This window comes from Mycobacterium hainanense (assembly GCF_041890355.1).
GTDB lineage: Bacteria > Actinomycetota > Actinomycetes > Mycobacteriales > Mycobacteriaceae > Mycobacterium > Mycobacterium hainanense.
Genome location: NZ_CP169059.1, coordinates 4,412,326 through 4,428,144, shown reverse-complemented (window position 1 = coordinate 4,428,144; position 15,819 = coordinate 4,412,326). Strand labels below are relative to the sequence as shown.

Below are 15,819 nucleotides of genomic sequence, written 5' to 3'. Positions count from 1 at the left end.
TCAGTCACGCACGACGAGCACCGAGCACCCCGCGTTCCCGCTCGGGTGCGCGGCGATCGGGCCCACGATGCGGGCGACCTTGTCCGCATCCTCGCCGCCCACCACCGCGAGCTGAACGGGTTCGGCTGTGTGGGTAAGGAATTCAGCCGCGCCGCGTCTGGCCGCGGCGGGCTGGACATGGATGTCGCGGTGCTGCGCCACCCAGGGGCCGAGCCGATGGTTCAGCTGGCTGTACGGAATCTCACCGAGTCCCCACCGCCAGACACCCATCGCCAGGATCGGCGCCGCACGCAGCCGCGCCTCGCGGAACCCGTGCTCGAGCACGGCGTCGCTGCTGTCCGATTCACCGACGGCGACGGCGACGAATGCGTCGCCCGGCTTGGCGCCGTGGCGGATCACGGCCACCGGGCAGTGCGCCTTATGCGCCAAGGAGTCCGCGGTCGAGCCCAGCACCTTGCGGGCCATCCAGTCCGTACCCACCGAACCGACGCAAACCATTGCCGCATCCCGTGATTCGTCGATCAGCGCGTCCTCCGAGGAACCGCGCACGATGTCGCATTCGACCTTCACCGGCTGATCGGTGGCCGCAAGCGCCGCGTCGGCGGCGCGCAGCGCGGATTGGGCGTATTCGACATCCAGGCTGTCGTCACCGGCGGTCCGCCGGGGGATGGCGTGGATCAGCCGAAGCGGGACGTCACGGCTGACGGCCTCTGCGGCGGCCCACTTGGCCGCGTTGATCGCGGCGTCCGAGCCGTCGATACCCACCACGATCCGCTGCTGCGGATTGTTCATCGCTTCCTCCTGGGAGACTGGCTGGCGTGCCCTGAGGGCCCGGCACTGGTCACGTTATTGGGGGCGCGGCGCGGTTCAGCAGGGCCGTTCGGCCCCCGTTCGCGGGCATAGGTCACCGGCCTCAGGCGACCCCGACCGTGCGCCCGGGCAGCAGCTGGTGCACGCGGCCACGGCATTCCACCGTGACCGCTGCGCTGTTGCCGGCCTCGGAGGTCAGTTCGGCCGCGCGCCCGCTGACCCGAAGGTGCAGCCGCTGGCCGCGATAGACGAACGGGAACTCGATCGGGTCCAGCGCGTTCGGCCATTGCGGGCTCAGGATCAGCCGGTCGTCACGGGTCTCCAGCCCGGTGAAACACCGTTGCAGCAGATCGATGCTGCCGGCCATCGCCGCCAGGTGGATGCCCTCCGCGGTGGTGCCGCCCTGGATGTCGACGATGTCGGAGGCGAGCACCTGCACGAAGTACTTCATCGCGTGGTGCCGGTTGGCGCGGGTGAGCACCCACGAATGAACCAGGGCGGAAAGCGTCGACCCCTCCGAGGTGCGCGCGAGGTAATAGTCCACCGTCTCCGGAATCCGCTCGGGCGCAAAGCGGTACCCGAGCCGGCCGAACAGGGCCAGCAACTCGTCCGACGACAGCAGGTAGAACAGCATCAACACGTCGGCCTGCTTGGAAGCCTTGTAGTCGTTCACGCTGTCGTTCTCGGCCTCCAGGATGCGGTCGAGCCGCTGGATGTTGCCGTAGCGTTGCCGGTATCCGTCCCAATCCAGCTCCGCCAGTTGGGAATAGCCCTCGAACTGGCTGATCACGTTGTCGTGGAAGGGAACGAACATGCGCCGCGTCACGTGCTCCCACCGGCCGAGCTCGTCGCTCGCCAGGCCGATCTTGCCGACGAGGTCCAGGCGGTCCCGCAGCGGCAGCAGGTCCAACGCGTCCATCGCCCGCAGGATGGCCCAGACCGCCATGACGTTGGTGTACGCGTTGTTGTCGATGCCGTCGTATTCCTTGCCCGGATAGCCCGAATGGAACTCGTCGGGCCCGACGATGCCCTTGATCGTGTAGCGTCCACGGGACTCGTCGAAGCTGGCCAGCCCCACCCAGAAACGCGCGATCTCCACGAGCATCTCGGCGCCGTAGTCGACGAGGAACTGCCGGTCGCCGGTCACCTGGTAGTGCTGCCAGGTGTTGTAGGCGATGGCCAGACCCACGTGGTGCGCCCGGGCGCTGGCATCCGGATTCCAGCGGCCGGACTCCGGATTGAGGTGCACTTCCTGGCTGACTTCGCGCCCGTCGCTGCCCGACTGCCAGGGGTACATCGCGCCCAGATAGCCGGCCCGGTGTGCCGCCCGGCGGGCCTCCGGCAGCCGCCGATACCGGTAAATCAGCAGCGAGCGTGCCACATTGGGCATGCGCACGCTCAGCACCGGGGAAACGAACAGCGAGTCCCAGAAAACGTGTCCGCGGTAGGCCTCGCCATGCAGGCCCCGGGCCGGCACCCCGGCGTCGAGTTCGGCTGTGTGCGGCGAGAGTGTCTGCAGCAGGTGCACCAGGTGCAACCGCAGGATCCGCAGCGCGTCGGCGCCGTCGGTCAGGCCGATGGCGCACTGTTCCCACAACAGGTCCCAGGACCGGGCGTGTTGACGATGCAGCTCAGCGTAGCGGCCGGCGGCGTCCAGGTGCAGCTGCGCGGTGCTCGCCGGCTCAGATATCGCGTTGTCCCGGCCGGTGAAGACGGCCGCGATTTTCTCGCAGCTCACGGATTGGCCCGCGGCGAGCCTCACCTGGATGTCGTGACCGCCGCGGTCGGGTTCGGCCACGGTGTTGTACTGCGCTACTGCCCGGGCGTCATCACACCACACGGTGGTGCGGGCGGCCACCGCGATGGCGATGCGCGACTGCGACGTCTCGGTCCGCAAAATCACTGACTCGTCGGCGAATTCGTCGATCGCCGATGAGGTGAGGTGCCTGCTCGACAGCGACCGGTAGCGCTCGACCATGGTGTTGCCCACGCTGCCGTCCAGCAGGGACCGGAACTCGACGGTGCCAGACCAGTTCTCCGCAAGGATGGTGGTCTGCATGGCCAGCAGATGCGGTTGGTGCATGGATGCGAACCGCTGCTGGGTCATTGTCGTGATCCGGCCCGCACCGTCGGAGAATCGCAGCGTGCGCGTCAGCGTCGCGTGTCGCAGGTCGAAGGTCTGGCGATAGGACAACAATTCGGCGTCATCGATGTGAAACCAGCGTCCCCTGTTGATCCGGAAGGTCAGCGGCAGCCAGTTGGGCAGGTTGACGAGGCTTTCGTTCTCGATCGTCCGGCCGGCGACGCGGTCGGCCAGGGTGTTGTAGACGCCCGCCACATAGGTCCCCGGGTAATGCGCCTCGGATGCGGTCGCTTCGGGCGCGCAGCCGCGGGTGGCGACATAGCCGTTGCCGACGGTGCACAGCGTTTCGCGCAGCCGCTCGTAGGCCGGATCGTAACCTTCGTAGACCAGTTCCCAGGCGTCGTTCGGCTCGGACGTCGCCTCGTGCAGGTCGTCGGCCAGCCGCCGGACGAAGTCGCGCACCGCGGACGGATCCGCCAGGCTGGCGAATGCCGCGGACGGGCGATCACCATCCTCGTTGTGCCGCACCGCAATTCCTACCCCGTCGAATTCGACCGCATCGAAGGCATCTTCGTCGGTGATGTCGTCGCCGACGTAGATCGGCAGCACCGCGCCACCGGCCGATCCCTGGATTTGTTGGAGGATCCAGTTGAGCGTCGCGCCCTTGTCCCAGTCGACGCTGGGGCGAATTTCAATAACCCTGCGACCCATCGTGATATGCAGGCATTCCGTCCGCGCGAGCTTGCGTACCGTCGCGATCACCCCGTCGACCTGTTCCGCGTCGACGTGGCGATAGTGTACAGCGACCGCAAACCTCTTGTGCTCCAAGTGGATCCCCGGGACGTCGGTGAGCAGCCCCGTCAAGCGGTCGGCCGCCCGCGCCAGCGCGTCGATGGCGCCGAGGGCATCGGCGTTCTCGTGGTGGGTCCCGTCGGGTGCGACGAGCTCGAAGCCGTGGCTGCCCGCGTACCAGATCCCGTCGACCCGCACGCGGTCGCGCAGATCACCCACTTCGCGGCCGCTGATCACCGCGACGGGGCACTGTGCCGCGAGCGCGCGCAGCGCCTCGGGCGCACCCTCGACCGGCGCGGCGGCCGCCGGGTGGGCGACAATCTCGGACAGCGTGCCGTCGAAGTCGAGAAACACCGCCGGCCGCCGGCTGGCCACCAGTTCCTTCAGCTGGCTGTAGACACCCGTCGCGTCCGGGATGGTCGACAGCGGGGCGCCGCCGCGCCGGACCGTGATCTCGGCGAAGTCGGCGACCACGACGTCGGCCCCGCGGGTTACCAACTCGTCTCCGCCCCCGTTGCGCTCGAGCCCGATCACGAGCCCGAAGCCGTGCTCACGGCCGGCCGCGATTCCCGTTGCGTCGCAGTCGACAAGGACGCAGCGGACCGGGCGCACCCCTAGGCGGGCCGGCGCCACGGTCAGCGCCGCATCGGCGGGCACGGCGGCTTCGGCCGGGCAGACGGCGACGCCGACCAATTCCCCAATTCCCGCGGCGTGCAACAGGGGTGCGCAGTCGCGGCCCGAAGAATAGACGGCGGCGGCGATGCCGGCCTCGCGCAGCCGCCGCAGCAACACCGCGGTCGAATCGCGGGCCTCGACGCCGTCCGGCGCCGTGTGTTCGATCACACAGTCGAGCCCGAGAATCACCGCGTCGTGGTAACGCCCATCGACGGTGACAGGCCATTCAGTCACGCCTCTGACGATGTTCCAGCGCCAGGTGCCCGTCAAGGCTCGGCGGCGCAAGGGGGCCTCATGTCCATGTGGTTGGTGACAAAAGCCTCATGATCGACGGTCGGTCGCGCCATAGCGTTTTCGGCGAGGAGAGGGAGAACATCATGTCCGCACTCGCAAACCGCCACGGCATCGTCGTCGGAGTAGACGGATCACCGGCCTCGAATGCCGCCGCCTGTTGGGCGGCCCGTGACGCGGCGCTGCGAAACGTCCCGCTGACCGTCGTCCACATGGTGAATGCGATGGTGCCGATGTATCCGGCCCTTCCGCTGTCGACCGGCGTGGCCGTCTGGCAGGAGGAGCAAGGGCGGGAGGTGCTCGAGCAGGCGGTCAAGATCGCCGAGGACGCCGTCACCACGGGCCGCAAGATCGACGTCCGAAGCGAGCTGCGCTGTGCGCCCCCGGTGCCCACACTGGTCGAGATGTCCAAAGAGGCCGAGCTGGTCGTCGTCGGCAGCAACGGACGCGGGGCGATTGGCAGGCTGCTGCTGGGTTCGGTGAGCAGCAGCGTGGTCCGCGGCGCGCGCTGCCCGGTCGCCGTCATCCGCGACGAGGATCCGCTCATGGAACATCCCCAGCAGGCGCCGGTCCTGGTGGGCGTCGACGGCTCGCCCGCCTCCGAGGTGGCGGTGGCCGTCGCGTTCGACGAGGCTTCGCGTCGCGGTGTCGCCCTGACCGCGGTACACGCGTGGAGTGACGTCGACGTCTTCGAACTGCCCGGAGTGGACTGGGCGGCGGTCAAGGGCGAAGCCGAGCGGAGCCTGGCCGAACAGCTGGCCGGCTGGCAGGAGCGCTATCCCGACGTCACCGTGCACCGGGTCGTCGTGTCCGACCGCCCGGCCCGGCAGCTCGCCGAGCAGTCGGAGTCCGCCCAACTCGTCGTCGTGGGCAGCCACGGCCGGGGCGGCCTGACCGGGGTGCTGCTGGGGTCGGTCAGCAACGCCGTCGTGCACTCGGTCCGCATGCCGGTGATCGTCGCGCGGCCGTCCTAGGGTAGCGCCGCCGCCGTGCCGTTCCTCGATCTGCACGAGACCCACACCGGCGTCGTCATTTTGGCCGGGGACCGGGCCTACAAGGCGAAGAAGCCCGTGCGGACCGACTTCCTCGATTTCCGCGCGCCGCAGCAGCGCGAACGCGCCTGCCAACGGGAAGTCGAGCTGAACAGCCGGCTGTCGCCCGACAGTTACCTCGGGGTCGCGCACCTGTCCGATCCGGCGGGCGGGCCACCCGAACCGGTCGTGGTCATGCGGCGCTACCGCGACGAAGATCGGCTGGCCGCCATCGCCCTTCGCGGCCCGGAGGAATCCGTTCGGGACGCGCTGGACGCCATCGCGGACGTCTTGGCCCGCTTTCACCACCACGCCCAGCGGAGCCCGGTTGTCAGCGCACACGGCGCGCCGGCTGCGATCGAACGCCGCTGGCGCGACAACCTGGCGGAACTTCGGCGCTACGCGGATGCGTCGATGCCCGGGGTGTCTCCGGAGGCCGTGGCACGCATCGAGCGCCTTGCGGGCGAATACATCTCGGGTCGCGCGCCCCTGTTCGACCGCCGCGTGGAGGAGGGGCGCATCGTCGACGGGCACGGGGACCTGCTCACCGACGACATCTTCTGGGTGGACGGAAAGCCGGCGCTGCTCGACTGCCTGGAGTTCGACGACGAACTCCGTTACGTGGATGGCGTCGACGACGCGGCTTTCCTCGCAATGGATCTCGAGTTCCTCGGGCGTAAGGACCTCGCCGACCTCTTCCTCGAGCGTTACGCCACGCACTCGGGCGATCGGCCGCCGTTGTCGCTGTGTCACTTCTACATCGCTTACCGCGCGGTGGTCAGGGCGAAAGTGGACTGCGTCCGTCTGTCGCAGGGCAAACCCGCCGCGGCCCAGGACGCGAACCGCCACCTCGCGATGGCGGCCGGCCACCTGGAAAGCGGCGCAATCCGGCTGGCGCTCGTCGGTGGCAACCCGGGCACCGGCAAGTCGACCCTCGCGCGCGGGCTGGCGGAGCGCGTTGGCGCCCAGGTCATCTCCACCGACGACGTGCGCCGGGAGCTGCGCGACGTGGGTGCCATCGGCGGAGACTCGGGCGTGCTCGATGCCGGGCTGTACAGCGCCGACAACGTGGCGGTGGTTTACGAGTCAGTCCTGAACCGTGCGCGCCCGTTGCTGAGGGGCGGACAATCGGTGATCCTGGACGGCACCTGGCGGGATCCCGACGCGCGGGCGGGGGCCCGCTGGCTGGCCGAGGAAACCCGTTCGGTCATGGTCGAACTCATGTGCTCCGTGCAGCCCCAGGCGGCCGGCGGACGGATCGCGACCAGGCCCCCGGGCAACTCGGAGGTAACCCCGGAGATCGCCGCCGTGCTGGCGGCCCAGCGCGCCGGTTGGGACAGCGCACACATCGTCGACACCTCGCGCGGCCCCGACCTCGTCGCTCGCAAGGCGCACGACCTCTGGGCGCGCTCGACGTAACCGTCCTCAGGATTCCAACGTCCCGGCCGTCGGGGACCAACGGCCCTGCCCGCACGTGGCGCATCGGGCATACAGTTTGGCTCACCGAAATCGACGAGATGGTGCAGATGGACGCGAAAGTGCCGACCCAGCAGGTCATCCGGGATGCGGTGGCGCTCGTGTGCCGTGCGCCTTCGCTGCAACGCACACCCGCAACCCACCGCCCGGCGTCCGGTAACCGAAGTCCTCGAGATGCGGGGGTGACCGACATGCCAAGGAGATGCGACCGATGACTCGGCACTGGCTGGTGATGGAAGCAACCGAGAGGAGCGCCGAGGCAACCCCCTTCGTCGCGCGGGTCGCGGCCGCGGGCCGGCACCTGCCCGGGACTCACCTGAGCACCGACGAGCTCATGGCGTCCACCCGCCACCGCACCCACATCGACCTGGAACGGCTGACCGGGATCCGCGAACGCCGGGTGTCGGTGGGCGACGAGGATTCCTACACCTTGGCCACTTCGGCGGCGCTGAACTGCCTGGCCACCGCGCAGCAGGATCCGGGGGAGCTGGACGTGGTGCTCAGCTGCAGCATCACCAAGTTTCGCGACGGGCTGACCCAGTGGCTCGAGCCGACCATGAGCAGCGCCGTGGCGCGGGGGATCGGGGCGGTGAACGCGATGACGTTCGACGTCTCCAACGCGTGCGCCGGAATGCTCACGGGCGTAACGATTTTGAACAACTGGATTCGCCAGGGCGTCGTCGAGCGGGGGCTCGTCGTCAGCGGCGAGTACATCTCGCAGCTTTCCAACAATGCCGCTCGGCACATCCGCAACATCATGAGCAAGGAGCTGGCCTGCCTGACGCTGGGCGACGCCGGCGCGGCGCTGCTGCTGGAGCGGGCGCCGGCCGGTTCGGCCGGCATCGCCCTGGCGGGATTCACCACCGTTGCCGACTACAGCCGGCTCTGCCTGGCGTATCCGCAGGGGGATGACCCGGGCGCCCGGATGTTCACCAATTCCCGCGCCATCCAGAAGGCCGCGATCGCGAACACCCCGCTGCTGTTGAGCGAAGTGCTTGACACCGTGGGCCTTTCCATCCACGACATCGACCACGTCATCACCCACCAGACGTCTGCACGCGCCATCCGCAAGGGAATGGCCCGGATGTCGGAGGTGTTCGGCGACGGCCCACGCCACGACGCGGTGATCACCGTCGACCGCTACGGCAACACCGCCTCCACCACCCACACGGTGGCGCTCGTCGAGGAACTCGAGGCAGGACGGATCAGACCCGGAGAGCGAATCGCGTTGCTGGCGTTGGCCTCCGGGCTGGAAATCGGCGTGGTCTTGTTGACCCTGGACGAGGATGTGGTGAACCGCTATGGGCACGGTGATTGATCGGATCGACGTCTCGCATCCGCGGCTACGGGGGCGCCACAGCGCGTTGCACCTGGCCGTCGCCGCCGCCAAGGACTGCCTCAAGCGGGCCGGATGTGATGCCGCGGACCTCGACCTCGTCGTCAACGCCGGCATTTACCGCGACCGCAACCTCGGTGAGCCGGCGCTCGCCGCGCTGATTCAGGACGACATCGGCGCCAACCCGGAGGACCCGCACGCGGGCGCCCACGGCACCTTCTCCTTCGACATCGCCAACGGCACGTGCGGGCTGCTGACGGCGCTCCAGATCGTCGACGGGTTCATGCGCAGCCGCGCCATCCGGCGCGCGCTGGTGGTCGCCAGCGACGCCGACCCCGGGCACGGGATGAGCGAGCACTTCGGATTCTCGGCCGCCGGCGCGGCGATGCTGTGCGGCTGGTACGACGGCGACTGCGGCCTCAGCCGGGTCTCCTGGGTGCACGACCCGAGTGAAGCGGGCGACGAAACCTTCACTGCCACGGTAGGTTTCGCCGACTCCCGCAACGTCCTGCGCTTCTCCGAGTCGGCGACGATGGACGAGCGGTTCGCCGCGGCGGCCGGGCGGGCGGTGTCGGCGTGCCTTGCCGAGCAGTCGGTGCGGTTGTCGGACGTGGACGCGATCGTCGCCGCCCCCGCCCGGCCCGGATACCGCGCCGCGCTGGCCGCCCGGCTGGGCGTGCCGGTCGAGGACATTGGTGTCGCCGACGACGAACGCATGCACACCGCGGCCCTGGCCGCCGCGTTCGGGCGGCGGGCCGAGCGATTGCCGGCGGGCGCGCGGGTCCTGTTCGTCGCGGCAGGGGCCGACGTTGTCGCCGGCGCCGCCCTGTATCGCCAGCCGCCCCGGCCCTGACGGCTCGAGCGTCACGCTGGCGTGACGCTCGAGCCCAGGCGTCACGCTGGCGTGACGCTCGGCAATTGCGCCGCACGCTCGAGGTCCAGGACCCGCCGGGTGGTCTTGACCACCACGTCGGGGTTGAGGCTGATCGAGTCGATGCCGCAGCGCACCAGGAACTCGGCCATGTCGGGGTAGTCCGACGGTGCCTGACCACACAACCCGGAGTGAATCCCGTTGCGGCGGCAGCCCTCGACGGCCAGACGGATCATCTCCTTGACGCCCTCGTCGCGTTCGTCGTAGTCGAAGGCCACGATCTCGCTGTCCCGGTCGACGCCGAGAGTCAGCTGGGTGAGGTCGTTGGACCCGATGGAGAACCCGTCGAAGCGCTTGGCGAACTCGTCGATGAGGATGACGTTGTTGGGGATCTCGCACATCGCGTACACCTTGAGCCCGTTGTCCCCCCGGCGCAGACCGTGTTTGGCCATCTCCGCCAGCACCAGGTCCGCCTCGGCCACCCGACGCACGAACGGCACCATCAGCACGACGTTGGTCAGCCCCATCTGTTCGCGCACCCGCTTCATCGCCCGGCACTCCAGCGCGAATCCCTCGGCGTAGGCCGGGTGCGCATAACGCGAGGCGCCGCGGAAGCCGATCATCGGGTTGCTCTCGGTCGCCTCGAAGCCGCTGCCGCCGACCAGGCTGGCGTACTCGTTCGTCTTGAAGTCCGACATCCGCACGACGACGGGCTTGGGCCAGAAGGCGGCGGCGATGGTGCCGATCCCTTCCGACAGGCGCTCCACGAAGAATTCGGCGCCGTCGGAATATGCGTACGTCAGCGTGTCGATGGTCCGCCGGGCCTCGGGATCGTCCACCCGGTCGGGGTGCAGCAGGGCCAGCGGGTGCACCCGGATGTACTCGCTGATGATGAACTCCATCCGGGCCAGCCCCACGCCATCGTTGGGCAAAAACGACGTCTTGAACGCCAGGTCCGGGTTGCCGAGGTTGAGCATGATCTGGGTGTGCGGACGCTCCTGGTCGGACACCTCCGTGTGATCGACGCGAAAGCCCAACTGTCCCCGGTAAACCCGCCCGGTGTCGCCCTCCACGCACGACACCGTGACCAGCTCGCCGTCGGGCACGCTCGTGGTGGCGTCGCCCGCGCCGACGACGGCGGGGATGCCGAGCTCGCGGGCGATGATCGCCGCGTGGCAGGTGCGTCCGCCGCGATTGGTGACGATGGCCGCGGCGATCTTCATGATGGGTTCCCAGTCGGGCGTGGTGATGTCGGCGACCAGCACGTCTCCGGGCTGGAACTCCGACAGCCTGCCGAGGTTGTCCATCCGCCTGGCGGCGCCCGTGGCGACCTTCTCGCCGACCGAGCGGCCCTCGGCCAGCACGTCTTTGCGCTGGGCGCCCTTGCCCTCGAGCACGTAGTTTTCGATCACCGTCTGGCTGCGTTGCGAGGCGGCGGTTTCGGGGCGCGCCTGGACGATGTAGAGCCGTCCGTCGAGACCGTCCTTGGCCCATTCGATGTCCATCGGCCGCCCGTAGTGGTCCTCGATTGCGCAGGCGTAGCCGGCCAGCTCGAGGACGTCGTCGTCGGTGACGCAGAACCGGGCCCGGTCGGCCTTGGGCGTCGGGATGTTGCGGGTGGTGTTCTTCGTTTCGCCCTCGACGAAGACCATCTTGACCGCCTTGTCCCCGATCAGCCGGCGCAGCACCGCCCGGTGGCCGGCCTGATACGTCGGCTTGTGGACGTAGAACTCGTCGGGGTCGACGGCGCCCTGGACCACGTTCTCGCCGAGCCCGTAGGCGCCGGTGATGAAAACGACGTCGTGGAAGCCGGATTCGGTGTCCAGGGTGAACATCACCCCCGACGAGGCCAGGTCGGAGCGCACCATCTTCATGACGCCGATCGACAGCGACACCTTGAAGTGGTCGAAGTCCTGGTCGATCCGGTAGTGGATGGCGCGGTCGGTGAACAGGCTCGCGAAGCAGCGGCGGCAGGCGTCCAGCAGGCTCTCGGTGCCCTTGATGTTGAGGAAGGTTTCCTGCTGGCCGGCGAAGCTGGCGGTCGGCAGGTCTTCGGCGGTCGCCGAGCTGCGCACGGCCAGGCTGACATCTTCTCCGTATTCCTCCTGCAGCTGCCGGTAGGCGGCCGTGATCTCGGCGGCCAGCTCCGGGGGAAGGCCTGCGCCGTAGACGATTTCGCGGGCCCGCTTGCCCTTGCGTGCCAGCGCGGTGACGTCGTCGGGGTCGAGGTCGTCCAGCGCGGCGTGCAACGCGTCCCAGGCGCCGGCGCTGTCCAGCACGTGCCGGTAGGCCTCTGCGGTGATCGCGAACCCGTGCGGGACCCGCACGCCCTGACCGGTCAGCTTCTGGAACATCTCCCCCAGCGAGGCGTTCTTCCCGCCGACCAGCGGGACATCGGAGATGCCGATCTCTTCGAAGAAGCGGACGTAGGTGTAATCGCTCATGGTGTTCTTCCTCCGGTGGGCCACATCAGCGCGCTTCGTTGATACGACTGCAGATCGACGTAGATCCGGCGGGAGGCGGCGGCGAAAGCACCTGCCTCGCTGCTCAATTGCTCTCCTGTCACCCCGCTCACGATATGCGCGGCGGCGTGCCGCCACAGCCGCCGTTTGGCCTCAGTAGTTGAGGACTTACGGCCCTGCCAGCAGCGCGTTGCGCCGCGGAAAGTAGCACCGTGGACCAATTGACCGCTCTGGACGCCGGCTTCCTGGAGGTCGAGGATTCGGATCCGCACGTGAGCCTCGCGGTGGGCGGGGTGTCGATCGTGGAGGGGCCGGCCCCGACGTATGAGGAGTTCTTCGCGTCGTTTTCCGAACGGGTCGCGACGATCCCGCGCTGCCGGCAGGTGCTGCGGACCCATCCGCTCGACCTGCGCCCGCCGAACTGGGTGGACGATCCGCACTTCGACCTCGCGCGCCATCTGCACCGCATTGCGCTGCCGCGTCCCGGTGGCGACGCGGAGCTGTTCGAGTTGATCGCGTCGTTGATGGAGCGCCGGCTCGATCGCGAGCGCCCGCTGTGGGAGTGCTGGATCATCGAGGGGCTCAGCCGAAATCGGTGGGCGGTGCTGACCAAGATTCACCACTGCATCGCCGACGGCATCGCAACCACGCAGCTGTTGTCGAAGTTCAGCGACGACGGGGACGGTGACACCTTCGCCGCCGACGTCGGCGCCGGCAGGTCGCCGGCCCGCTCGGATCCGGCGAAGGTGAGCCTCAACCCGTTGAGGTGGGCGAGCGGCATCGGACGCGACGCATTCGGTGCGGTGGCCGTCGCCGAACACGCGGCGATCGGCGCGGCCGAGCTCGCCGCCGGGCTGTTACACCCCGCGCCCGAATCGTCGCTGCACGGGCCGGTGACCACGATGCGGCGCTACAGCGCTGCCCGCGCCCGGCTGACGGACATGCGAAAGGTGGCACGGACCTTCGGGGTCACGCTGAATGACGTTGCGCTGGCGGTTATCACCAACAGCTATCGCGGCGTCTTGCTGGCGCGCGGTGAGCACCCGGGCCCCGACTCGCTGCGCACCCTCGTTCCGGTTTCGGTCCGGGCGGTGGATCACTTCAACGTCGCCGGCAACCGGGTGTCGGCGATGTTGCCGTTGCTTCCGGTTGACGAGGCGGACCCGGTGCAGCAGCTCAAGCTGGTGCACGATCGACTCAGCCACGCCAAGGCCAGCGGACAGAGCGCGGGCGGCAGCGCGATGGTGGTGGCAGCCAAGCGCACCCCATTTGCCCTGTCCGCGTGGGCTATTCGTCTGCTCTCCCGGATACCGCAGCGAGCGGTGGTCGCGCTGGCAACCAACGTGCCGGGTCCGCGGAGCCGGCAGCGGCTGATGGGCCGCCGAGTGCTGGAGTTGTTGCCGATCCCGCCGATCGCCCTTCAGGTGCGCACCGGCGTCGCCATGCTCAGCTACGCCGACACGTTCGTCTTCGGCATCACCGCCGATTACGACACCGCTCCCGACATCGACGCGCTGGCCGCCGGCATCGAGGAGGGCATGGCGCAGCTGGTCGCGGCCGCCCGCAAGAGGCGCCGCAAATCGTCATGACCTGTCGGGTGGGGCGACGCGCTGGTGCGCGGTCAACAGCAAGTGGTCCAACTCCGACTGGGCGTCGAGGCGCGCGCCGGCGCGACGAAAGTCCTCGGCGATTTGCTCGGCGAGTGGGCGCAGCTTGATATTGGCCTCCTGTGAAAGCCATTTCAGCAGCTCGAAAGCCGCGTCGGCGCTGAGGCCGTAGACCAGCATCAGCATGCCCTTGGCCTGCTCGATGCCGGCCCGGTTCTCGCTGATCGCGGCCAGCTTCTCGCTGACCAGCTCCTCCTTCGACTGCCCCGGGGCCGGGGTGACGTCGATGTAGAACCCGTGCGTTCCCACCACGTCGCCGTCATCGTCGAAGATCCGGTCGCCCACCACGACGACGTGGTGCACGTTGCCGGCGGTGTCGACGATGCGATGGCGTGTACTGAACGCCTGCCGGGCGTGCACGATCTGGTCGATGGTGGCCGCGACCTGGCCGCGATCCTCCGGATGCTTGTGTGAGAGCACCAGTTCGGTGGTGGGCGTGACGGTGCCCGGCTCATAGCCGTGCATCCGCTGCACCTGTTCCGACCACTCCCAGCGCTGATCGGTGAAGTAGAAGCGGAACCAGCCGGCGGGTTGCGCGGCACCGCCGGCCAACGCCTCTTCGACGCTGGCCGCTTGACCGTCGAGTTCCCACTTCATCGCACCCGGGCTCCATGCCGTTGAGCCGGCGGAGGGCGGCGGCCCGTGCGGATCACGCGGACCCGAGCCGCCGCCCCCGCCGGGATATCAGGCGTTGATGACCTCGCGGTGCGAGGCGTTCTCGTCGATGGCCTTGTGCGTGTCGCTGCGACCGACGGTGATCTTGCGCGGCTTGGCCTTCTCGGCCACCGGAATCTTCAGTTGCAGAACGCCTTCGCGGTAGGAGGCCTCGATCTTGTCGGTGTCGAGGTTGTCGCCGAGAACCAGCTGCCGGCTGAATACCCCGCGGGGGCGCTCGGTGGCCAGCATCTCCCGGTTGGGGTCGACGGCCGGCCGCTCGGCCCGCACGGTCACGACGTTGCGCTCGATGTCGATGTCGAGCGAGTCGGCGTTGATGCCGGGCAGGTCGAACTCGACGACGAATTCTTCGCCCTGGCGCCAGGCGTCCATCGGCATCACCGCCGGCCGGGCGGCGGTGCCGAACACTTGGTGGGCGAAGCGGTCGAGGTCACGGAACGGATCGGAACGCATCAGCATGGTGGTCACCTCTCACTCCAATCTAGGCTGTGGTCTGGCAATTACCTATGTCCAATGACATAGATTTTATATAGCACCGTCGACACAAATGTCGCAAGTATGATAAACAGATTTTCTGACCCCGTAGCTTCTCGAGGAGACGCGTGATGACCGATCAACGCGGCGATTTCGGCGCCCCGGCGCCCAATCACGGCGTGTACGGCATCTCGGTGGCCGCCGAACTCTCCGGCATCGCGGTGCAGTCGTTGCGCCTGTACGAACGATATGGGCTGATCACGCCGGCGCGAAGCGGCGGCGGGACGCGGCGCTACAGCGCCGACGACCTGGCCAGGCTCAAACGCATCAGCGAGCTGGTCGACGCCGGCGTCAACCTCGCCGGCATCGCGCGCATCCTAGAGCTCGAGGACCACAACGCGACGCTTTCGGCGGCCAACACCGACCTGCGGTCCACCAACCGGACGCTGCGGCAGGCCGCGAAAACCGGGAAGTCCTCGCGCCTGGACGCCTGAGGCGGCTGCGGTCCGCCGATTGCGTTTACCCACATCGGGTACCCAGCCACCTGTCCCTAGCGAAGGAGAGGCAATGGCAGAGGTGGCGGAGGCCAAGAGCCAGGTGGTCGACGGCGCACGGCGCGCAGCGGACGAGTACCGGGGCGACGAGCCGCGGCCGCTGGGCGGCTACCTGGTGGTGCTGGCGATCTACGGCGCCGTGGTGGTCGTCGCGACCGTGGCCGCGCTGCTCACCGGGCGCACGTTGCCGACGCGGTGGCGCATCCAGGACCTGGTCACCGTGACCCTCGGCACCCACAAGCTCTCGCGGACCCTTAGCAAGGACGCGGTGACGAGTCCGTTGCGGGCGCCGTTCACCCGGTTCACCGGCAGCGGCGGGCCGGCGGAGGTCATGGAGGAGGTCCGCGACGAAAGCCCGCTTCGGCACAGCCTCGGCGAGTTGCTGACCTGCCCGTTCTGCCTGGACATGTGGGTGGCGACGGGCTTCGCCATCGGCCTGGTGTTCGCGCCGCGGTTCACCCGCCTCGTCGCCGGCGTCTTCACCGTGTTGACCGGCGCCGACTTTCTGCAGCTCGCCTACGCCATGGCGCAGCAGTCGGCCGAGGGCTGACGCGCCTAGGCGCGCTCAGCCGGTCCGCCCGGCTGCATCCACGACATATAAACGGTTGCGACGCCGCGCCGG

Annotated in this window: 12 protein-coding genes; 7 read left to right on the top strand and 5 right to left on the bottom strand. The window is 68.7% G+C overall.

Annotated elements, in window-relative coordinates:
• Together ACEL92_RS20715 and otsB are read right to left on the bottom strand one after the other, a co-directional pair.
• A complete protein-coding gene (locus ACEL92_RS20715) occupies nucleotides 1-792 on the bottom strand; it encodes a universal stress protein (RefSeq protein ID WP_374022526.1) in 792 nt (263 codons plus the stop codon).
• 121 nt (nucleotides 793-913) lie between these two features.
• On the bottom strand, nucleotides 914-4,549 hold the full coding sequence (gene otsB, locus ACEL92_RS20710; protein WP_374026306.1) for a trehalose-phosphatase: 3,636 nt from the start codon (nucleotides 4,547-4,549) through the stop codon (nucleotides 914-916).
• Between the two features lie 188 nt (nucleotides 4,550-4,737).
• Here otsB and ACEL92_RS20705 point away from each other — a divergent pair, with 188 nt between their 5' ends.
• The 4 genes from ACEL92_RS20705 (at nucleotide 4,738) to ACEL92_RS20690 (ending at nucleotide 9,347) form a co-directional block, all read left to right on the top strand.
• The gene (locus ACEL92_RS20705) at nucleotides 4,738-5,625 is read left to right on the top strand and encodes a universal stress protein (RefSeq protein ID WP_374022525.1); all 888 of its coding nucleotides are present in this window, start codon (nucleotides 4,738-4,740) and stop codon (nucleotides 5,623-5,625) included.
• A gap of 15 nt (nucleotides 5,626-5,640) precedes the next feature.
• The gene (locus tag ACEL92_RS20700; protein ID WP_374022524.1) at nucleotides 5,641-7,101 is read left to right on the top strand and encodes an AAA family ATPase; all 1,461 of its coding nucleotides are present in this window, start codon (nucleotides 5,641-5,643) and stop codon (nucleotides 7,099-7,101) included.
• A 268-nt stretch (nucleotides 7,102-7,369) separates the two neighbouring features.
• Nucleotides 7,370-8,476, top strand: a complete 1,107-nt coding sequence (locus ACEL92_RS20695) for a 3-oxoacyl-ACP synthase III family protein (RefSeq protein ID WP_374022523.1) — start codon at nucleotides 7,370-7,372, stop codon at nucleotides 8,474-8,476.
• The gene (locus tag ACEL92_RS20690; protein WP_374022522.1) at nucleotides 8,460-9,347 is read left to right on the top strand and encodes a 3-oxoacyl-ACP synthase; all 888 of its coding nucleotides are present in this window, start codon (nucleotides 8,460-8,462) and stop codon (nucleotides 9,345-9,347) included. Before ACEL92_RS20695 ends, ACEL92_RS20690 begins: the two co-directional genes overlap by 17 nt.
• A gap of 41 nt (nucleotides 9,348-9,388) precedes the next feature.
• On the opposite strand, the gene ppsA is transcribed toward ACEL92_RS20690, so the two are convergent.
• A complete protein-coding gene (gene ppsA, locus ACEL92_RS20685) occupies nucleotides 9,389-11,809 on the bottom strand; it encodes a phosphoenolpyruvate synthase (RefSeq protein ID WP_374022521.1) in 2,421 nt (806 codons plus the stop codon).
• A gap of 230 nt (nucleotides 11,810-12,039) precedes the next feature.
• Between ppsA and ACEL92_RS20680 the strand changes: the two genes are divergently transcribed.
• Nucleotides 12,040-13,416 carry a wax ester/triacylglycerol synthase family O-acyltransferase gene (locus tag ACEL92_RS20680; protein WP_374022520.1) on the top strand — a complete coding sequence of 459 codons (1,377 nt, stop codon included), beginning with the start codon at nucleotides 12,040-12,042 and terminating at the stop codon, nucleotides 13,414-13,416.
• On the opposite strand, the gene ACEL92_RS20675 is transcribed toward ACEL92_RS20680, so the two are convergent.
• Nucleotides 13,411-14,091: a PAS and ANTAR domain-containing protein gene (locus ACEL92_RS20675; protein ID WP_374022519.1), complete on the bottom strand. Its 681-nt coding sequence runs from the start codon at nucleotides 14,089-14,091 to the stop codon at nucleotides 13,411-13,413. The genes ACEL92_RS20680 and ACEL92_RS20675 overlap by 6 nt on opposite strands.
• A gap of 87 nt (nucleotides 14,092-14,178) precedes the next feature.
• The gene (locus ACEL92_RS20670; protein ID WP_374026305.1) at nucleotides 14,179-14,628 is read right to left on the bottom strand and encodes an Hsp20/alpha crystallin family protein; all 450 of its coding nucleotides are present in this window, start codon (nucleotides 14,626-14,628) and stop codon (nucleotides 14,179-14,181) included.
• Between the two features lie 146 nt (nucleotides 14,629-14,774).
• On the opposite strand from ACEL92_RS20670, the gene ACEL92_RS20665 reads away from it, so the two are divergent.
• On the top strand, nucleotides 14,775-15,137 hold the full coding sequence (locus ACEL92_RS20665; protein WP_374022518.1) for a helix-turn-helix transcriptional regulator: 363 nt from the start codon (nucleotides 14,775-14,777) through the stop codon (nucleotides 15,135-15,137).
• A 73-nt stretch (nucleotides 15,138-15,210) separates the two neighbouring features.
• Nucleotides 15,211-15,747, top strand: a complete 537-nt coding sequence (locus ACEL92_RS20660) for a DUF1360 domain-containing protein (protein ID WP_374022517.1) — start codon at nucleotides 15,211-15,213, stop codon at nucleotides 15,745-15,747.
• Nucleotides 15,748-15,819 lie beyond the last annotated feature (72 nt).

Bases quoted from the DNA above. Each gene is read 5' to 3' on its own strand.
- ACEL92_RS20675 (WP_374022519.1), bottom strand. From the start codon at position 14,091: ATGAAGTGGGAACTCGACGGTCAAGCGGCCAGCGTCGAAGAGGCGTTG.
- ACEL92_RS20665 (WP_374022518.1), top strand. From the start codon at position 14,775: ATGACCGATCAACGCGGCGATTTCGGCGCCCCGGCGCCCAATCACGGC.
- ACEL92_RS20695 (WP_374022523.1), top strand. From the start codon at position 7,370: ATGACTCGGCACTGGCTGGTGATGGAAGCAACCGAGAGGAGCGCCGAG.
- ACEL92_RS20690 (WP_374022522.1), top strand. From the start codon at position 8,460: ATGGGCACGGTGATTGATCGGATCGACGTCTCGCATCCGCGGCTACGG.
- ACEL92_RS20705 (WP_374022525.1), top strand. From the start codon at position 4,738: ATGTCCGCACTCGCAAACCGCCACGGCATCGTCGTCGGAGTAGACGGA.
- ACEL92_RS20670 (WP_374026305.1), bottom strand. From the start codon at position 14,628: ATGCTGATGCGTTCCGATCCGTTCCGTGACCTCGACCGCTTCGCCCAC.
- ACEL92_RS20715 (WP_374022526.1), bottom strand. From the start codon at position 792: ATGAACAATCCGCAGCAGCGGATCGTGGTGGGTATCGACGGCTCGGAC.
- ACEL92_RS20660 (WP_374022517.1), top strand. From the start codon at position 15,211: ATGGCAGAGGTGGCGGAGGCCAAGAGCCAGGTGGTCGACGGCGCACGG.
- ppsA (WP_374022521.1), bottom strand. From the start codon at position 11,809: ATGAGCGATTACACCTACGTCCGCTTCTTCGAAGAGATCGGCATCTCC.